The sequence below is a fragment of the uncultured Planococcus sp. genome (assembly GCF_947501725.1).
Classification (GTDB): domain Bacteria; phylum Bacillota; class Bacilli; order Bacillales_A; family Planococcaceae; genus Planococcus; species Planococcus donghaensis_C.
This window is the reverse complement of record NZ_CANMXD010000004.1, coordinates 260,471-279,910: the sequence shown is the minus strand read 5'-3', so window position 1 is coordinate 279,910 and position 19,440 is coordinate 260,471. Positions and strand designations below refer to the sequence as shown.

At 44.5% G+C, this 19,440-nt stretch carries 18 protein-coding genes, 1 pseudogene and 1 riboswitch; of the genes and pseudogenes, 17 read left to right on the top strand and 2 right to left on the bottom strand.

Annotation, left to right across the window (positions count from 1 at the left end):
• The first annotated feature begins 61 nt into the window (after positions 1 to 61).
• The 4 genes from deoB to Q0785_RS07995 all read left to right on the top strand — a co-directional run bounded on the left by deoB (position 62) and on the right by Q0785_RS07995 (position 4,605).
• Positions 62 to 1,249, top strand: coding sequence for a phosphopentomutase (deoB, locus tag Q0785_RS08010; protein ID WP_298828239.1), 1,188 nt, complete (start codon positions 62 to 64; stop codon positions 1,247 to 1,249).
• A 119-nt stretch (positions 1,250 to 1,368) separates the two neighbouring features.
• The gene (locus tag Q0785_RS08005) at positions 1,369 to 2,673 is read left to right on the top strand and encodes a pyrimidine-nucleoside phosphorylase (protein ID WP_298828236.1); all 1,305 of its coding nucleotides are present in this window, start codon (positions 1,369 to 1,371) and stop codon (positions 2,671 to 2,673) included.
• Between the two features lie 69 nt (positions 2,674 to 2,742).
• Positions 2,743 to 4,065: a diaminopimelate decarboxylase gene (gene lysA, locus Q0785_RS08000; RefSeq protein WP_298828232.1), complete on the top strand. Its 1,323-nt coding sequence runs from the start codon at positions 2,743 to 2,745 to the stop codon at positions 4,063 to 4,065.
• Between the two features lie 180 nt (positions 4,066 to 4,245).
• A complete protein-coding gene (locus Q0785_RS07995; protein WP_223632952.1) occupies positions 4,246 to 4,605 on the top strand; it encodes a GNAT family N-acetyltransferase in 360 nt (119 codons plus the stop codon).
• 1 nt (position 4,606) lies between these two features.
• On the opposite strand, the gene Q0785_RS07990 is transcribed toward Q0785_RS07995, so the two are convergent.
• Positions 4,607 to 5,107, bottom strand: coding sequence for a DUF309 domain-containing protein (locus Q0785_RS07990; protein WP_223632949.1), 501 nt, complete (start codon positions 5,105 to 5,107; stop codon positions 4,607 to 4,609).
• Positions 5,108 to 5,190: 83 nt separating this feature from the next.
• Between Q0785_RS07990 and Q0785_RS07985 the strand changes: the two genes are divergently transcribed.
• The 11 genes and pseudogenes from Q0785_RS07985 to Q0785_RS07935 all read left to right on the top strand — a co-directional run bounded on the left by Q0785_RS07985 (position 5,191) and on the right by Q0785_RS07935 (position 16,395).
• Positions 5,191 to 5,964: a segregation/condensation protein A gene (locus Q0785_RS07985; RefSeq protein ID WP_298828222.1), complete on the top strand. Its 774-nt coding sequence runs from the start codon at positions 5,191 to 5,193 to the stop codon at positions 5,962 to 5,964.
• Positions 5,942 to 6,532 carry an SMC-Scp complex subunit ScpB gene (scpB, locus tag Q0785_RS07980; RefSeq protein WP_298828220.1) on the top strand — a complete coding sequence of 197 codons (591 nt, stop codon included), beginning with the start codon at positions 5,942 to 5,944 and terminating at the stop codon, positions 6,530 to 6,532. Before Q0785_RS07985 ends, scpB begins: the two co-directional genes overlap by 23 nt.
• 257 nt (positions 6,533 to 6,789) lie before the next feature.
• On the top strand, positions 6,790 to 7,521 hold the full coding sequence (locus Q0785_RS07975) for a pseudouridine synthase (RefSeq protein WP_223632941.1): 732 nt from the start codon (positions 6,790 to 6,792) through the stop codon (positions 7,519 to 7,521).
• A gap of 91 nt (positions 7,522 to 7,612) precedes the next feature.
• Positions 7,613 to 8,173 (top strand): thiol-disulfide oxidoreductase ResA, encoded by a 561-nt coding sequence (resA, locus tag Q0785_RS07970; protein WP_298828213.1) that lies wholly within the window; start codon positions 7,613 to 7,615, stop codon positions 8,171 to 8,173.
• A gap of 13 nt (positions 8,174 to 8,186) precedes the next feature.
• The gene (locus tag Q0785_RS07965) at positions 8,187 to 9,845 is read left to right on the top strand and encodes a cytochrome c biogenesis protein ResB (protein WP_298828211.1); all 1,659 of its coding nucleotides are present in this window, start codon (positions 8,187 to 8,189) and stop codon (positions 9,843 to 9,845) included.
• A complete protein-coding gene (gene ccsB / locus Q0785_RS07960; RefSeq protein WP_298828209.1) occupies positions 9,842 to 11,026 on the top strand; it encodes a c-type cytochrome biogenesis protein CcsB in 1,185 nt (394 codons plus the stop codon). Before Q0785_RS07965 ends, ccsB begins: the two co-directional genes overlap by 4 nt.
• 158 nt (positions 11,027 to 11,184) lie before the next feature.
• A complete protein-coding gene (locus tag Q0785_RS07955; protein WP_298828207.1) occupies positions 11,185 to 11,901 on the top strand; it encodes a response regulator transcription factor in 717 nt (238 codons plus the stop codon).
• Positions 11,894 to 13,675, top strand: a complete 1,782-nt coding sequence (locus Q0785_RS07950; RefSeq protein ID WP_298828205.1) for an ATP-binding protein — start codon at positions 11,894 to 11,896, stop codon at positions 13,673 to 13,675. Before Q0785_RS07955 ends, Q0785_RS07950 begins: the two co-directional genes overlap by 8 nt.
• Before the next feature lie 37 nt (positions 13,676 to 13,712).
• Positions 13,713 to 14,255: pseudogene (gene sigX, locus Q0785_RS07945) on the top strand (RNA polymerase sigma factor SigX); the annotation flags it as partial.
• Positions 14,245 to 15,447, top strand: a complete 1,203-nt coding sequence (locus tag Q0785_RS07940; RefSeq protein ID WP_298828201.1) for a hypothetical protein — start codon at positions 14,245 to 14,247, stop codon at positions 15,445 to 15,447. The pseudogene sigX and the gene Q0785_RS07940, both read left to right, overlap by 11 nt.
• Before the next feature lie 73 nt (positions 15,448 to 15,520).
• Positions 15,521 to 15,653, top strand: a riboswitch (FMN riboswitch).
• A gap of 145 nt (positions 15,654 to 15,798) precedes the next feature.
• Complete coding sequence (locus Q0785_RS07935) at positions 15,799 to 16,395, top strand: ECF transporter S component (RefSeq protein WP_298828159.1); 597 nt, start codon at positions 15,799 to 15,801, stop codon at positions 16,393 to 16,395.
• Between the two features lie 191 nt (positions 16,396 to 16,586).
• Here Q0785_RS07935 and Q0785_RS07930 read toward each other — a convergent pair whose 3' ends face one another.
• Positions 16,587 to 16,838, bottom strand: coding sequence for a ferredoxin (locus Q0785_RS07930; RefSeq protein ID WP_142826477.1), 252 nt, complete (start codon positions 16,836 to 16,838; stop codon positions 16,587 to 16,589).
• A gap of 106 nt (positions 16,839 to 16,944) precedes the next feature.
• Between Q0785_RS07930 and Q0785_RS07925 the strand changes: the two genes are divergently transcribed.
• Both Q0785_RS07925 and Q0785_RS07920 read left to right on the top strand, forming a co-directional pair.
• On the top strand, positions 16,945 to 17,970 hold the full coding sequence (locus Q0785_RS07925) for a helix-turn-helix domain-containing protein (protein ID WP_298828147.1): 1,026 nt from the start codon (positions 16,945 to 16,947) through the stop codon (positions 17,968 to 17,970).
• A complete protein-coding gene (locus Q0785_RS07920) occupies positions 17,967 to 19,394 on the top strand; it encodes an ATP-dependent DNA helicase RecQ (RefSeq protein WP_298828144.1) in 1,428 nt (475 codons plus the stop codon). The genes Q0785_RS07925 and Q0785_RS07920 overlap by 4 nt, the downstream gene beginning before the upstream one ends.
• Positions 19,395 to 19,440 lie beyond the last annotated feature (46 nt).

Genomic DNA, 19,440 nt, shown 5'->3' with positions numbered 1-19,440 from the left:
CTGACTTCCGACAAGAGTTCGGAATGTGGTAAAATAAAAACGAAAATAAGGAGGAAGACTTATGACAATCAAACCATTTAAACGCGTACACTTAGTAGTATTGGATTCAGTGGGCATCGGTGAAGCACCTGACGCTGAAGCCTTTGGAGATAAAGGATCAAACACACTTGGCCACATTGCGGAAGCGATGGGCGGATTGAACATGCCGAATATGGAGAAACTCGGCCTTGCCAACATCGTCCCGGTGAAAGGGCTTGCAGCATCTGATGCTCCGGCAGCCTATTACGGCAAATTGCAGGAGGCTTCAGTCGGCAAAGACACTATGACTGGCCATTGGGAAATTATGGGTTTGAATATCGACACACCTTTCAAAGTCTATCCAGACGGATTTCCAGAAGAGTTGATCCGACAGCTGGAAGAAAAGACAGGCCGCAAAGTTCTTGGCAACAAACCGGCGAGCGGTACTGAAATTCTGGACGAACTTGGCCAGCAACATATGGAAACGGGCGCAATCATCGTCTATACATCTGCTGACCCAGTCTTGCAGATTGCGGCTCACGAGGAAATCATTCCACTTGATGAGCTTTACCGCATTTGTGAAATCGCCCGCGAATTGACACTGGAACCGGAATACCTGGTAGGCCGTGTCATTGCACGCCCGTTCCTTGGACAACCCGGAGCTTTTAAACGGACATCGAACCGACATGACTATGCTTTGGCGCCATTTGAACGCACGGTAATGAATGAGTTGAAAGATGGCGGCAAAGACGTGATCGCCATCGGCAAAATTGATGATATCTACAATGGCGCAGGCGTCACGAAAGCCTTGCGTACAAAAGACAACATGGACGGCATGGATAAATTGGTTCAAGTCGTGGGAGAAGAATTTCACGGATTGAGTTTCCTGAACCTGGTGGACTTTGATGCGCTTTACGGACATCGCAGAGATCCGAAAGGGTACGGAGATGCACTGGAAGCATTTGATGTCCGATTGGCCGAAGTACTGGAAAAAATGCAAGAAGACGACCTGTTGATTCTTACAGCCGATCACGGCAATGACCCGACGTTCCCTGGTACGGATCATACGCGCGAATATGTTCCGCTTCTCGCTTATTCTCCGCGCTTCAAAAGCGGCGAGCAGCTGGAAACCGGAAAGACGTTTTCTGACATCGGTGCTACTATCGCTGAGAACTTCTCAGTGGCGATGCCTAAATTCGGCAAGAGCTTTTTGTCCCGTCTAAATGGGTAATCATCTAAAGTGAATTAATTAATTATATTGCGTACTCTACTGTTGCCGAAAAACAACAAATACTCCAATAAGCTTTTGGTTCACAGTTCGAAAACTAAACTAAGAAGGCGGTAGAATTCATGAGAATGGTAGATTTGATTGAAAAGAAAAGAGACGGCAATGAGCTGTCGACCGAAGAAATCAAGTTCGTCATCACCGGCTATACAAATGGCGATATCGAGGATTATCAGATGAGTGCATTTCTGATGGCTGTCTATTTTCAAAACATGACAGAACGCGAGCGCGCAGACCTGACGTTGGCAATGGCTGAATCAGGAGACCAAATCGACTTGTCGGCGATTGAAGGCATAAAAGTAGATAAGCATTCCACGGGCGGAGTCGGTGATACGACTACACTTGTTCTTGGTCCTTTAGTGGCGGCATGCGGCGTTCCGGTTGCAAAAATGAGTGGGCGCGGCCTTGGCCACACCGGCGGAACGATTGACAAATTAGAAGCGATTGACGGCTTTCATGTGGAGCTTTCAACAGAAGATTTCATCAAACAGGTAAATGACCATAAATTGGCGGTTATCGGCCAAAGCGGCAATCTGACTCCTGCCGATAAAAAATTGTATGCATTGCGTGATGTGACAGGTACTGTCAATAGCATCCCGTTGATTGCTAGCTCAATTATGAGCAAAAAAATTGCAGCTGGAGCAGACGCAATCGTCCTTGACGTTAAAACAGGCGAAGGCGCATTTATGAAGACTCCTGAAGATGCCAAGGAATTGGCACATGCTATGGTGGGGATCGGCAATGCAACAGGCAGAAAAACAATGGCCATCATTTCTGATATGAGCCAGCCACTTGGCTTTGCGATCGGCAACGCATTGGAAGTCAAAGAAGCGATTGAAACACTGCAAGGCAAAGGGCCGGAAGATCTGACGGAATTGTGCATGGTACTCGGCAGCCAGATGGTTGTTGTTGGAGGCAAAGCAGAAACATTGGAAGAAGCCCGCACTATGCTGGAAAACGTGATTGAAAATGGACAGGCTTTGGAAATCTTCAAGCAATTCATCGCAGATCAAGGTGGAAATCCGGCAGTGGTGGATGATGTCACATTATTGCCACAAGCTGAATTTGTTACAGAAGTCCCTTCCAAAGAAGAAGGCTATGTGTCATTTATGGAAGCTGACGAAATTGGTACAGCCGCAATGGTACTGGGAGCAGGCAGAGCAACGAAGGAATCCGAAATCGATTTAGCTGTCGGCATTGTCCTCCACAAGAAAGTTGGAGACTTCGTCAAAGAGGGAGAGTCGATCGCTACGATCTATTCCAACACAGAAGAAGTCGCAGAATGTTCTAAAATGATATATAATAGTATCGAATATACTAGTGAACCGGTTGAAAAAATCAAGTTGATCTCAGCTTTGATAACCGATTGACAAAAAATCTTGCTGGGTAGTCGCTCAGCAAGATTTTTCACATACATACATCATCAGGAGGGGCTTTTATTGCATTTATACGGCACACAATCAATCAATGAGCAGAATCATTTGACCATAGGTGGAACGGATTCCTTGGATTTGGTGAAAACCTATGGAACGCCGCTTTACGTCTACGATATCCAATTATTCCGAGATCGAGCCAGAGCGTTTCAACAGACTTTTGAAGAGGCAGACATCGGCTACCAGGTCGCTTATGCGAGCAAAGCATTTTCGACTATCGCCATTTACCAGGTAGCTGCAGAAGAGAACCTGTCTTTGGATGTGGTTTCCGCTGGGGAATTATATACAGCCGTTAAAGCCGGGTTCCCGGTCGAAAAGATCCATTTCCACGGCAATAACAAAAGCTTGGAAGAATTGCAGATGGCGTTTGAAGTGGGGATCGGCTGCATCGTGGTCGATAATTTCCACGAAATTGACTTATTGAAGAAACTTTCTGAGCAGTCCGAACGACCAATGAATATCCTGTTGCGTGTGACACCTGGAATTGAAGCCCATACACATGACTACATCACGACCGGGCAGGAAGATTCGAAATTCGGTTTTGATTTGAAGAACGGCCAAGCGGACAAGGCATTCCAGCAAACATATGATCATGAATATTTGAAGCTGATGGGTCTTCATTGCCACATCGGTTCTCAGATTTTTGATACAGGTGCATTCCAGCTGGCTGCAGAAAAACTGCTGCAGAAAATGGCTGGCTGGAAAGAGGATTTCGGTTATACGTGTCCGGTATTGAACTTGGGCGGAGGCTTTGGAATTCGTTATACAGAAGATGACAAGCCGCTTGAACCTGCGGTCTACGTGAGGCAGATGATTGAAACTGTCAAACAGACATCTGAAGCTGCGGGTTATCCGATTCCGGAAATTTGGATCGAACCGGGCCGTTCATTGATCGGCGATGCCGGAACGACGCTTTATACCATCGGCTCGATGAAGGAAGTGCCCGGCACACGCAAATATGCGGCGGTTGACGGAGGCATGTCGGATAATATCCGTCCTGCACTGTACGGAGCAAAATACAGTTCATTGATAGCCAATAAGGCAAATGCGGCATTGACAGAACAATACACCATTGCAGGGAAATGCTGTGAATCAGGAGACAAACTGATCGAGAAAGCCGAGCTTCCTATGGTTGAACCGGGAGATATTTTAAGCGTTTTCTGTACAGGTGCCTATGGCTATTCAATGGCAAGCAATTATAATCGCATCGCCCGTCCAGCTGTTGTTTTCGTGGAAAATGGTGTACACCAGCTGGTTGTAAAACGTGAAACAAATGATGATCTGATTAAACAGGATCTGAGTTATTCCCAAAAGGCTGTCAAAAAATGAAAAAGGGAAACTTGGTCTTGTTGCTTTTTATCCTCGCGATGGCCATCGCATGGGGAATCGTCTATTGGGTCTTTTTTGCAGAAAATGTCGTTAGCGGCTAAAGAATGCTCTCTTGAGTTATCCAGAGATCTATAGTAGTATGGTAAAAGCCGCTTTTAGACGAAAATGAGGGATTTAATTATGTTATTCAGATATAAAAAATCATTCGAGAAAATCGCTATGGGGCTGATGTCATTCATGCCGAAAGAGCGAGAGTTGAAAAAATTGCAGCAAACCATGCATATCTATGAAGAAAATCCGGATTGGCAATTATTCCTTTGGAAAAAAGGGGATGATTTTGTCGGGTTATTAGGTGTGGAAGTCGGCGAGGAATCCTATACGATCCATCATTTGTCAGTGAATCCTTCGCATCGCGGAGACGGAATCGGCCATGAAATGGTGGACAAGATCCAAGATATTATGCAAGATCGAAAAATGCTGGCGACGGAAGAAACCGAAGCATTTCTAAAAAAATGCCCAGTAAAAAAAGGCGACCTTTAAGTTAAAGGTTCCGCCTTTTTTTTTGTTCACGTAAGCTGATGATGGAAGTACGGTCACGAAGCCTATGCTTATGCATAAGAAAGTAAGGATCCTGTTGCGTTAGAGGGTGTTCAGAGTAATAGGCTTCGACAGCCTGTTTCAGCTCTTCGGAAATGATCGGGATTTGCTGGTCGAAAAAAGGTTTGCGTTCTGTGACAGCTTCAATCGATTCCGTTAAGATACCGATCAGCTTTTCATGATCAAATCCTTCCACCCAAACGCCGCCTGAAGCCAATTTGACCTTTGCACGGATAAACGAGCGCAAAGCTCCCGGATAATTGCTTCTTCGCCAATGGTACATGCCGACTGCCAACTGGATCCAGCCGGTAAGTGGATGCATCTTATCTTTGGGGGCGATGGACTTCCAGTATTCTTCGCCAACTTCGTGGCATTCGAAAAAATCTTTTTCTTGATTAAAATTGATGATGTATTGGATAAACAGCGGATGTTGAAGTGGATGCATTTTGATCCCCTTTCTACTATAATAAAGGTTAATTGCCCATTAATCGGGAACAATGAGTATTTTAACAGTCAGGTGGTAAAATCATGTCTTACGAAGTAAAAGTAGAGGCGTTTGAAGGTCCTCTAGATTTATTATTGCATTTAATCCACCGTTTGGAAATTGATATTTACGATATTCCTGTTTCACAGATTACTTCACAGTATATGGAACACATACGTGCGATGCAAGTCCTGGAATTAAATGAAGCAAGCGAGTACCTTGTTATGGCGGCAACTTTGCTGGCGATAAAAAGCAAGACGCTGCTGCCTGTCCATGAAGGGGAACTGGATGAAGTAGAATATGAATTCGATGAACAGGATCCCCGTGAAGAGTTGGTATCACGGCTTGTCGAATACCGCAAATTCAAGGATGCTTCTGAGAAGTTGAAAGAGTTGGAAAGTAAACGCTCATTCATTTTTACGAAAGCCCCCATGGATTTATCGGAAATACAGGCAGCCATTCCGTACGAACAGGTCGATCTCGAAGTGAATGCTTATGACATGCTCGGGGCATTTCAGAAGATGCTTCGCCGTAAGCAATTGAAAGCACCATTATCTGCGCGGATCGCAAGACAGGAAATTTCCATCAAACATCAAATGACTTCAATCGTCAACCAATTGAAGTTATCAAAAGGACGTACGTCATTCAGTAATCTGTTTCCATCTGATGACAAAACCGTTTTAGTGGTATCATTCTTGTCCATTCTGGAATTGATGAAGCGGCAAGTAGTTGGGGTTGAGCAGGAAACCAATTTCACGGACTTGATGGTGGAACTGAGAAAGGACAAGTGGGAATATGAAGACGAATCTTTCGAGTAAAATAGAGGCTTTGCTGTTTGTGGCAGGAGATGATGGCCTGACGATGAAACAGCTCCATTTTTTGACGGAAGCGGAGATTGAAGAATTACAAGCAGGAATCGTGGAGTTGGAGATACGTTACGCTGAATCTGTCAGCGGCATCTGCCTTAAAGAACTGGCAGGAGTTTTTCAGCTGGTAACCAAGCAGGAAGTAGCTGAAACGATTCAAAAACTGGTGGAGAATCCCACTGTCCAAGCATTGTCTCAAGCTTCTTTGGAAGTTTTGGCAATCATTGCCTACAAGCAGCCGATTACGCGGGTGGAGGTAGAGGATCTGCGCGGAGTAAAAAGCGAGAAAGCGCTGCACACCCTTGCGGCGAAAGGATTGGTTCAGGAAGCGGGTCGGGTTGAAGGGACAGGACGCGCCATTTTATATGGCACAACCAACGAATTTTTGAATTATTTCGGGTTGAAGAACTTGGATGAACTGCCTCCGCTGCCTAAGGAAGCGATGAATGATCTGGATGAAGACGCAGATCTTTTTATGACAAATTTTCAACAGACTTTTAAAGAAGAAGTGAAAGTATAGAGATTCTCTGAAGGCTGAGCCATTGACAGTCTTCTTTTCTTTTGAGCTTAGCGCTTCCGCTTTTTTGTGAAATGTGACATAATTCCGAGAGGAACGAACGGCATATCGAGTTATTGTAAACCATTTGCAGTACTTGGCAGGGATGTCTGGAAATGTGCAATTGCATACTCCAGTCTATTCTGTTGCAGCGTTTATCCCAGTAGGGTGAGCGAGCACGTAGGCTTTTCGAAAAAAATACTAATGAGGTGAACTTATTTATGGAAAGATTACAGAAAGTACTAGCACATGCAGGAGTGGCGTCACGACGTAAGTCGGAACAATTGATCTTGGATGGAAAAGTAAGAGTCAATGGAAAAACGATCAAAGAATTGGGAGTCAAAGTTTCAAGCACGGATAAGATCGAAGTGGAAGGCGTTCAGCTTGAAAAAGAGCAGAAAGTCTATTATTTATTGTATAAGCCACGCGGTGTCATTTCTGCTGTTTCTGATGATAAAAACCGGAAAGTTGTCACGGACTTTTTTGGGGATATCGAAAAACGGATTTATCCGGTCGGGCGTCTGGATTATGATACATCCGGCTTGCTGATTATGACAAATGACGGTGAATTCGCCAATATGCTGACCCATCCGAAATTTGAAATTGACAAAACTTATGTAGCCCGCTTAAAAGGGATCCCGGAAAGAGACGATTTGAAAAAATTGGAACGTGGCATCAAACTCGAGGATGGCATGACAGCCCCTGCAAGAGTGAAGCTTTTGTCTGGAGATAAAAAGACGGGCAAAGCGATTGTGCAGATCACTATTCATGAAGGCAGAAACCGCCAAGTCCGCAGAATGTTCGAAGCAATCGGTTACCCGGTTCAGAAATTGAGCCGTGAACAATTCGCTTTCCTGACACTGCATGGCTTGAACGCGGGTGAATCGCGCGAGCTTTCTGCGCATGAAGTCAAACTTTTGCGCGTTTTGGCTGAAACGGGCAAGCGCGTCTAACGTTCACAAACACTTCAAAACTCCAGACTTGTGACTGTTTAAACTTTGTTATAATTAAGTTTGCATAATATCCCTCGAAGGAGGAACAAGTATGGGTGAACAGGTCAAACAAAAAAAGAACAGCAAGAAGCAAAGAAGAGCTGTGATGAGAACAGCCATCCTGGCGATACTGGTTGCCGCGATCGGCTACACCATCTATAACAGTGCAACGGCCAAGGATGTCAGCTTGCTTGAAGTCGGTGACAAAGCGCCTGATTTTGCCTTAGTGGATCTTGAAGGCAATGACCATAAATTATCGGATTATGAAGGCCAAGGAGTCTTTTTGAATTTCTGGGGTACTTGGTGCAAACCATGTGCAAAAGAAATGCCAGCCATGGATCGGCAATATGAAGCTTTCTCAAATGATGGCGTTCAAGTGCTCGCAGTAAACATTGCTCAATCAGATTTTGAAGTCCAATCTTTCGCTGATCAATACGGTTTGTCTTTTCCAGTAGTGATTGATAAAACAAAAAGTGTGATGACGGCCTATAACATCAGGCCATTGCCAACCACAGTGCTTGTTAATCCGGAAGGAAATATTCAGCGCATCATTACAGGTGAAATGACTGAAGAGGATATTGAAGGGTTTATGGAAGAAATCAAACCTGAATAAGGAGATTTTTTGGATGGAAAATTTACAATGTCAATGTGGTCATGTAAATCCGCCCGGCACGAAGCTCTGTGAATCGTGCGGGCGGTCTTTGACTGAAAAAGATCAAAACAGCAAGCTGGTGGATATGCGCTACGAAGGAACAGCCAGACGTTCCCAAACCTACAATAAATCCATTATCGACAAAATCTGGAACTTTTTTTCAAGCGTAAAAGTAGGCGTCAGCATTATTGTCATTCTATTGATAGCTGCAGCCATCGGTACGATCTTGCCACAGCAGGCGTTTGTACCTGCGACTACAGAAACTGCGATTCAGGAATATTATGCAGATACTTATGGCAGTATTGGCCGCGTCTATCATTTTCTTGGTTTTCATGACCTCTACAGCTCCTATTGGTTTATCGCGTTAGTTGGGATGTTGGCAATTTCGTTGGTGATTGCCAGTTTAGACCGTTTCGTCCCTCTTTATAAATCGTTGAAAAATCAGAGGGTGCTGCGCCATCCAAGCTTTATGGACAAACAGCGTATTTATGCTGAAGGTCCTGGAGCAGAAGATACGCTGCAAAAAGCTGAGACGAAATTGAAGGAATTGAAATACAATGTCCGCACGGATAAAAATGGGCTTTTAGCTGAAAAAGGGCGTTTTTCCCGATGGGGTCCCTACGTCAATCACATCGGCCTGATTATTTTCTTGTTTGGCGTCATGCTGCGTATGATTCCCGGTTTCTATATAGACGAAAGCCTGTGGCTGCGTGAAGGTGAAACCAGAGCCATTCCTGAAGTGCCTGGATACTATCTGGAAAGCAAGAACTTCGAATTGGAAAATTACTCAGGTGAAGGCGAAGAAGAAGTGTTCGGCGAAGCTCTGGATCGTGTCGGCACGGTAGCGAAAAATTATCAGACAGATGTTGTGTTGTATCAGAAACCGGAAGATGCGTTGCCGGGTGCTGATGACAGCCAGGAAGTGGTAAAAGAATTTCCAATCCGAGTCAACCAACCGTTGAAATTTGATGGCTACGCTATTTACCAGATGGATTATCGTTTGGATGAGCTGAAAGCGATGACCTTCGCTTTGACCAATAAAGAAACGGACGAATCGCTTGGTGAACTGACCATCGATTTGATTGATCCGGAAGATACCTATGAGCTTGAAAGTGGTTCAACTGTTGAATTACTTGGCTATTACCCGGATTTTTCAGGGTTTGAAGACGGAGAACCACAAACCGCAACCCCGTTGCCGAACAATCCTGGATTCCTGGTGGAACTGACTACTCCTGAAACACCTGAAGGAGAAACGAGCTTTATTACGATTCAAAACACGGTGGAACCTTTAGGTGAAAATGACTATAAATTAGCTTTCCAGAGTGTAGAAACACGGGATGTTTCAGGTCTGACAGTTCGAAAAGACAGCACGCTGCCGATTCTCGGACTTGGCGGTCTAATCTTTATGATCGGTGTAGCGCAAGGGATGTATTTTAACCATCGCCGTTTCTGGATTCAGCAAAAGGCTGATGGCACAATCTTGCTTGCTGGACATACCAATAAGAATTGGTTCGGTTTGAAGAAAGATCTTGATCAAGTTGTTGAACATGCGTCACTGCCCGCTTACACAGACCAGCAGGATGAAATCGACAAAGCAGAGAAAGCGGAAAAGGAAGGTGAAGCATTGTCATGAATTTAGCCGATTTAAGCTCAAATTTATTATACGTTGCCTTTATTGCCTATTTAATTGCGACATTTGTTTTCGGAGGAGCAGTAAAAGGCAATAAAGAAGGAACGTTCAAATCAGAAAAACGGTGGGGCAGAGTTGCCATCACCATCACTGTAATTGGCTTCATCGCCAATCTGGGTTATTTCTTTACAAGGTGGGGTGCAACCGGACATGCACCACTCAGCAATATGTTCGAATTTACCACGGCTTTCGGCATGACATTGGTCGGCGGATTCATTATTTTGTATATCCTATACAAAACGCCGGTTCTTGGCATGATTGTATTGCCTGTCGCATTATTGATCATCGCATTTGCAAGTATGTTCCCAAGCGAAGTCAGCCCGCTCATTCCAGCACTGCAAACAAACTGGTTGGCGATCCATGTCAGTACAGTAGTTATTGCAGAAGGAATTCTTGCCATCAGTGCTGCTGCCGGGCTTATCTATCTATTGAAAGTAGTGGACCTTACCAAAAGATCCAAGCAGCGTTTCTGGCTTGAAGCCATCATGTACTCACTGGTACTGGTTCTCGGTTTTGTAGTAGCCAGCACGTTCTTCTCGGCCACAGGCTACGAAGCAGAGTTTACCTACGTGGATAAAGAAGGCGCAGATGCTGCCATCACTTACTCAATGCCGCCGATTTTTGGTATGAACGAATATGTGGCTTTGACGGATGAAGCGATGACACCTCTTATCGAAACACCTGCACTTGTTCATGCCGGCAAACTTACGACTGTGTTTTGGTCTGTCATTGTCGGAACAGTTCTTTATTGGTTGATTCGTCTGATTTCAAGAAAACGCATTGCAGCTCTCCTGAAACCATTCGTCAAAAATGTGAATCTGCAATTGATGGATGAAATCGGCTATCGCGCCATTATTATCGGATTCCCGGTCTTCACACTGGGCGCATTGATTTTTGCCATGATTTGGGCACAAATCGCCTGGTCCCGTTTCTGGGGCTGGGACCCGAAAGAAGTATGGGCTCTGATCACCTGGTTATTCTATGCAGCATACCTTCATTTGCGTTTAGGCAAAGGCTGGCAAGGTGAAAAATCCGCATGGCTGGCTGTTATCGGCTTTGTGATCATCATGTTCAATCTGGTTGCTGTTAATTTAATCATTGCCGGATTGCATTCTTACGCGTAAAGCAGGATGGATAAAAGCCTTTTCCGGAAACGGAAAAGGCTTTTTGTTTAGTGCAGGTGTTTCGGCCTCTGGATTTGGCCGGCGCTTGCGCTTTTCTTTATTTTTGACATAGTTATCGGTACAATGATACATAACAGAAGAAAGTTGGAGGGGTTAGCATGTCTGAAGAGATTACGGTATTGGTAGTGGACGATGAGGAACGGATTCGGCGATTGCTGAAGATGTATCTGGAGCGTGAAGGATATTTGGTGGAAGAAGCTGAGAATGGTGTCCAGGCGCTGGAAATGGCGACGGAAAAAGATTACCATTGCATTCTGCTCGATCTTATAATGCCTGAAAAAGATGGTATTGAAGTTGCTACGGAATTGCGTGAAACGAAAATGACACCGATCATCATGCTTACCGCAAAAGGCGAAGAAGCCAACCGTGTGGAAGGCTTTGAATCCGGAGCGGATGATTATATTGTCAAACCCTTCAGTCCAAGAGAAGTGGTGTTGCGTGTCAAAGCGATATTACGGCGTTCATCCGCCTATTCGCCGATTTCCAATTCAACAGTCTCAAAAGACTTGGTTGTCTTTCCCCATCTGACGATAGACCATGACGCGCACCGGGTCACTGCTGATGGCGTAGAAGTGAACTTAACACCAAAAGAATATGAATTACTATACTTTTTAGCAAAAGCACCGGATAAGGTATTTGACCGGGAGCATTTGCTGAAAGAAGTTTGGCATTACGACTTTTTCGGCGATTTGCGGACTGTCGATACACATGTCAAGCGCTTACGTGAAAAACTGAACCGCGTGTCGGAGTCTGCAGCGAAGATGATCGTCACCGTTTGGGGCGTAGGCTATAAGTTTGAGGTAGGAAATGAATAGAATATGGAATAGTGTCGTCGGGAAGCTCTGGATTACGATCCTGCTTCTCGTTTCCTTTGTCCTTTTTATAGTGACAGTTCTGCTTTTGGAGTTTCTTGGAAACTACCACAGTGAAACAGTGGAAGAAGCGTTGAACAGCGAAGCGAATATGATTGCGAATATTTTCAACGACCATGAAGAAGTGTCCGGTGCGCTGGGGATCATTGAAGATGTCATCGGTCCAGAAACCAATGCGGTTATCGCTGAAGAGCCATATGACAGCAGCTATTATATTCATGATGGCTTAAATGGCGCGGAAACGCGTGAAAAAATATTGAATGAACCTACTTTTCAAAAGGTATTTGAAACTAGTGAAACAGTGATGAAGGAAATGCTTTTGCCTTCATTGACGGAACAGAACCGTCTGGAGTCCTATATTGTCCTGGCAAGTCCATTGCAGACTGGAGAAGAGCAGCATGGGGTCGTATTTATCTATCAATCATTGGAAGTGATGGACCGTACTGCAGAACGGACGACCAATATCGTTTTCCTGTCGGCATTCATCGCTCTTTTGCTGACGACGTTTTTTGCGTTCTTTTTGTCTTCCCGAATTACATCGCCTCTACGGAAAATGAGGGAAGGTGCATTTGAATTGGCGAAAGGCAATTTTGACACTAAAGTAAGAGCTACTTCAAGCGACGAAATCGGTCAATTGGCTACGGCATTCAATCAAATGGGCCGACAACTAAAGCATCATGTCGAAGTGATCAATCAGGAAAAAGAACAATTATCCAGTATTTTGACATCGATGGCTGATGCAGTCATCACTTTTAATCAGGATAAAACCATCTTATTGAGTAATCCGCCAGCAGAGAAATTATTGCAGCAGTGGGTCTTTAAAAAGGGCGCTACTGAAGCGCAGCCGCTGCCGCCGGAAATGCTTCATATGCTCGATCATGTACTCGGCTTTGAAGAGGAGATCGAGGAGGAGCTGGAGATTGAAGGTGCTTATTACGCCATTAATTTCAGCCCCTTATACAGTGGTGAAACCATACGGGGAGCTGTTGCCGTTTTGCATAATATGACGGAGCAGCACCGTTTGGAAAAACTCAGAGAAGATTTTATTGCCAATGTATCCCATGAGTTACGGACTCCGATAGCCATGCTTCAGGGATATAGTGAAGCGATTCTTGACGATGTCGGGGCTACAGAGGAAGAACGACGTGAAATGACCAAAATCATTTATGAAGAATCGCAGCGGATGGGGCGTTTAGTCACCGATCTATTGAATTTGGCACGAATGGAATCCGGTCATATGAGGCTCTACAAAGAAATTGTCCAATTGAATGGTGCAATCGAGCGCATGACACTCAAATTCTCGCAAATTGCTAAAGAGAACGGAGTCCAGCTGTCGTTCGAAACGACAATCGACGATTGGTCAGCCAGTGAAATCGATCAAGATCGAATTGAACAGGTTATGACCAATCTGATAGATAATGCGATCCGCCACACACCCGAAGGAGGGCAAGTGGTGGTTCGTGTCGAACAACAACAGGAGTATGCGAAAATATCCATTAATGATAATGGGGTAGGAATTTCAGAAAAAGATCTGGAGTTCGTCTTTGAACGTTTTTATAAAGCGAATAAGGCCAGAACACTCGGCAAAGGCGGAACTGGCCTTGGACTGGCGATTGCCAGTAATATCATCCAGGCGCATGAGGGCAAAATCTATGCGGAGAGTAAAATGGGACAGGGAACTTCATTTGTCTTTTTACTTCCTTTGAAGAATATGTAACTTTCTATAGACAGAGACGACTAATCTTAAGAACGGGGGGAGTATATTGAATGACTCCGTTTTCCATCGGCTGTATGAACAATATCACCAGGACGTTTTTCAATTCTTGATTTATCTGGTGAAAAACAGGCATCTTTCAGAAGACTTGATGCATGAAGTGTACATCCGTGTTTTTCGGGCATATGACCGTTTTGAAGGGAAAAGCTCTGAGAAAACATGGCTTTTTTCGATTGCCAAAAACGTAGCGATCGATCATTTCCGAAAAACAGCAGTACGTAAAAAACACTCGATGGAGTTTTTTGATTGGGAAACACAGCAATTGGTTTCGTCTGACCGGATTCCTGAAGAAGTATCATTATTGAACGAAGATAAAATCCTTCTGTATAAGGCATTGGATACCTGTACGGGAGACCAGAAAATGGTTATCATCATGCGGTTCTTCCAAGATTTGTCGATAGCAGAGACTGCTGATGTTCTGGGGTGGACTGAAGGGAAAGTAAAGACCACACAGCACCGCGCAATCAAATCCTTGCGCGAAAAATTAATAGCCAGGGAAGGGGGAGAAGAAAATGCCGAATAGCAAATGGACCGATGAGACTATCGAAGATTTGTTAAAGGATTTCCCCACTATAAAAGATGACCGGACAAAAGAAGAAGTTTATAATCGTCTCCTCCAAAAAGAGAAGGTCCAAAAAAGGCCGAAAAGATGGCTTCCATTATTGGTAGCGGCATTGGCATTTATAACCATTGGCATAATGGTGGCTTCCATCATCAGCCAAAACGGAGCGGATAGCGCTCAAAATCCAGAAAATTCAAGTGGCGAATCAGAAGAGTCCACGGCTGTAACTGAGGGAAATGGACAAGAAGGGGCTGCTGATATGGCTGCTGATGAAGAATCCGGAACAGAAGAACCGGGTCAATTTTCAACATCGCAGGTAGAAGTTCCATTGCGCACAGCAGTTTATGAAGAGTCGATCGGTGATCAGGTACTCATGACACTTGGAATGACTGATAATGCGTTCGTAATACCGGTCTCTTTCTTGATCCCGCGTGACCAGGTTGATGCAGCTTTTGATGACATCGCACCCTCCTCCGTTGATTTGTATAAGGAATACGCCGATGATATTGATGAAACGCAGCTAGGATTCGACGAATATCATCCTTATGTCGGAACGTTGGAAAAAACATCTTCTGGCATCCGTCATATGTTGCCTCAGGACCATCAATATGACATGGCATCTGCCAGTATCGGTGTCTATCTCAATACACTTTCAGAGACATTTACAGAGGTACCTGTAATAGAAGTGGTCAATGATGATGGATCACCCGCGGAGTTTTCTGAAATTGGGCAAATGGAGCCACTCGTTCCAGACCAAAACAATATTGCCTATTATTCATTTTCAGCTGGAAATGGTCAGATTTACCTTGTGCCTGGCTATGATATGCCGTTTGAAGAAGTGAGTGAAGCAATTAAAGCACTTGCAGACAGCCCGAACGATTTCTATCAGCCCACCATTCCAGCAGACCTGGATTTTCAGGTGGCAGAGACGGCAGACTTGGTAGAGATTGAGTTCGAAGGTACAGTCGACCTGAGTTTGATGGACCAGTTGGAAGCGGTCCGGATGATTGAAAGCCTAGTCATGACGGCTGATGCTTTTGATAAAGAAGTGAAAGTGAAAGGCTTGAAACCGGAAATCTGGAATGGATTTGACTTTAGCCAACCATTGCCGATTCCAGTAGCGCCAAACCTGCTGGACTGGCCGGTGCAGTAATAAGAGGGGGTGTAAACAAATCTGTTTACAATGCCTCTTTTTTATACTAAGATTAGGCCATAACAAAATATCGATTCATCTTCGGGGCAGGGTGCGATTCCCTACCGGCGGTAATTGAACTCTGTTCATAAGCCCGCGAGCCGTAAAACGCAGGATTTGGTGAGACTCCAAAGCCGACAGTATAGTCTGGATGGGAGAAGGTGAAGGTGCGGACGTTTGTCGTTTACATGTAGACGGAACGCTTATTAAGTGTGCCTTTTCTCCTTTAAGTGCTTGTTGCTTAAGGGTTTTTATATGTAGATGCTGGGTCCAAGCCTTTCTTCTGGTGAATCACGACAAGGAGAGAGGAATATGAAGAACAAGAAGTTACAAACGATGATCGTCATTGGGATGTTGAGCAGTATTTCTTTTATTTTGATGCTTTTCAACTTTCCGCTACCCGCTTTACCTGCTTTTTTGAAAGTGGATTTCAGTGATGTGCCTGCATTGATTGCAGCCGTTACAATGGGTCCGGTCGCAGGGATTTTAGTCGCATTCTTTAAAAACGCATTGGATTGGTTATTTGCAGGAAGTCCAACAGGCGTTCCGGTTGGGCACATGGCGAATTTTGTGACGAGTCTGCTGTTCATTTTGCCGGTTTATTTTATCTATCACAAAGTAGCAACCAAAAAAGGCATGGCTTTCGGATTGGCAGTCGGTACATTATCCATGGCGATTGGTATGAGTATTTTAAATTACCTGGTCTTTCTGCCGATGTACACGTATTTCCTTAACATGCCAGCTGAAACAGGCAGTGTATTGTTCGGAACCATCGTTTTGGGGATTTTACCGTTTAACTTAATAAAAGGCCTGCTCTTGACTGCGGTCGTCCTACTGATGTTCAGCAGCATGCACACGTGGATCGAAAAGCAGCGTTCCTATTATTTATCTATAGATAGAAAAGAGTAAGCGCCCATGTAGCTCTGCCGGGCATAAGACAGACCAGCAGAGTGGCGCTCTTTGCCACGGCGCTGGGTTGACTTATGACCCAAAGAGCTGGGCGCTGAAGCCTGGACAGAGAAAAGCCAAAACACTTTACATTAAAATCAAAAAAGAAGGCGTTCGGGAGGTTAACCTCCCGAACGCCTTTTCTAGTTGAATCAGTCTTCGTATTTTAAAGGGTCGCCTTCGAAAGATGAATCTGCAACTTTGATGGAATCTGTTGGACATCCTTCAAATGCATCTTCCATGTCTTCCTCGAGTTCGTCTGGAACTTGTTCTGTTCCCATGTTATTATCTAAAATAACAAAAGCGATTCCTTCGTCATCGTAATCATAAATATCAGGTGCAGCAGCACCACAAGCACCACAAGCGATACAAGTATCCTTGTCGACAATGGTATACTTAGCCATATTGTTTTCCTCTCCTTTATCTCCGAACAAGTTCAGTTATGCTATCGTATTTATTCTAAAGGTGTTTGAGGAGTTTTTCAACCCAAAACCGCTAGGGGGCACAAGCTTGTTATTTACCGAACTCATTTTGGCCATTATGAAGGCCGTTAATCGGCAGCGGACCATCTCTTCCCCTTATCATTTGATAAAAGGAAAGAAGTCTGGGCAAACGATACAGGATATCGGCTATTTCGGCCTTTATCCTTATTTCGGTGTGCTGCCAAAACTAGATAAGAAAGCCTATGACGGAGCGATTCAGAGCTTGTTTTCACAAGGTTATTTGTTGGCCAATGATCAAGTGGTCGATCTATCCGAAAAAGCGTTGGACTTGGATATTGGAGCGTCGCCATTGAACGGTTGGAAATACAGGGGCAATGAAAATCTTTTCTTTAGCCGTTTGTCACTAATTGTTCAAACTTTCTCCCATTTCAGCCAACGGGCAAATACCTTTGATCCAATTGTCAGCAATGAAGAAATACAAAGCTGGGTAAAAATCTATCTAAACCGGATCCGTTTTCGTGATTTGACAGTGGCTCAAAGCTTTAAAGAAGAACTTGTAATTACATTAACCGATACGGCTGTATCTGAAACACATAAAATGATCGTTATGGAGCGTTTATCCGGATTCGGATTGAGCGGTATGACGTGGCAGCAAATTGCAGCTTCCAAAAACCTGTCCGTCATGGATGTCCAATTGATGGCTGTAGAAACACTGCATGGTTGGATGGCGGTGATTGAACGTTCCAAGCTACCACTCTTGACCGGACTTATGGAAGGCATCATTCAGCAATCTTCGTTAACCGAGTCTGCACAGCGCACAGAAAAACTTTTTGAGAGGGGCTTTTCTTTGGAACAGATCGCTTCTCTTCGCCAATTGAAATCCAGTACCATCGAAGATCATTTCGTGGAGTTGGCTATGAATGATCCATATTTCAATTACACGCCATTCGTGGATGCCGGATTATTTAAGGCGATTATTGCCGAAAGCCGACGTCAGAAAACAAAAAGATTGCGTGAAATCAAAGAACATTTACCGGAGGCGAGCTATTTTCAAATACGTCTGGCTCTGGCGATTAAGGAGGAACAAGGATGACTCTGGATGACTTATTATATTCCACCTATGGTTTCTCTTCATTCCGACCAGGTCAACGGGAAATCATTGAGCGGGTATTGGCCGGCGATGATGTCATCGCCTTGTTGCCGACCGGAATGGGGAAATCAATCTGTTACCAGTTGCCAGCAAAACTTTTGCCGGGCAGTGTCTTGATCGTATCCCCATTGCTGTCGCTGATGCAGGATCAAGTCGCCCAACTGAAAAAAATGGGTGAGAAATCAGTTGTCGCCATCAACTCATTTCTAAAGCCGGAAGATAAAGAGAAGATTTGGAGCAGCCTGAGCTCTTATAAGTTTATTTTCATATCACCGGAGATGCTGGTTCAGCCTTTTGTTAAAAGACAGCTTCAACAGCTCCAGATTTCCTTGCTGGTAGCCGATGAGGCCCATTGCATCTCACAATGGGGTTTTGACTTCAGACCGGATTACCTGCGGATTTCAGAAATCCTGCCCACCTTAAAATTCCCCCAGGTACTGGCATTGACTGCCACAGCTACGGACAAAGTTACGGAAGAAATAAAGAAATACCTTGAATTGAAACAACCTTATATTTACTGCCATCCTATGGACAGGGAAAATATTGTCTACGATATAAAAAAGTTTGAGGATAGCCGCGAAAAGCTGGATTTTCTGAAGGGTTTTATTCGAAAATTCAATGGTCCCGGAATTATTTATGCAGGCACTAGAAAAAAGTCCCAAGAACTGTCGATGCTTTTAACAGAACAAGGTATTTCCTCTGCTTTCTACCATGGAGGAATGGAGCATCAGGATCGGGTTTTTGTCCAACAGCAATTCCAGAATGGTGAATTGCAATGGATCTGCTCCACGAATGCTTTTGGGATGGGTGTCCATATCCCGAATATTCGCCATGTCATCCATTTTCAATTGCCGACTTCCATAGAAGGATATGTCCAGGAAGTGGGAAGAGCCGGAAGAGATGGCCAACCGGCTTTGGCTACGCTGCTTTATGCGCAAGGTGACGAAGCATTGCTCGAAAGCCTGGTCATGGACGATTTGCCGACTCAGCATGAAATCGAAGCGGTTTACCGCGAGGGCAGTGCGGCGACGTACTTAATCGACCAGGGGATTGTCCGGGAAACTGCGTTTCGTGTACTCTCTTATTGGATCACAAAATTGCCCTTGGAAGGTGTCATCAGGCAAATGGAACTGTTGAGAAGCGGCAAGAGGCAGCAAGCTGCGAAAATCCGTGAGTTTCTATCCCATGAAGACTGTCTGCGGAGTTATATTATCGAATGCTTTGATCAGGAGCTCTTAGACAAACCGGTTAATTGTTGTGTGAACGATGGAATTGATTACACTGTCTTTGAAGCTTATTCAGATTCAAAAGAAAAGCAATTACCCCTTGAATGGCAAGACCGTTTACGTGTAATATTACCTATATAAGAATCTCATTAACTAACATTTACAAATGAGCCTTTTTTCGTCATAA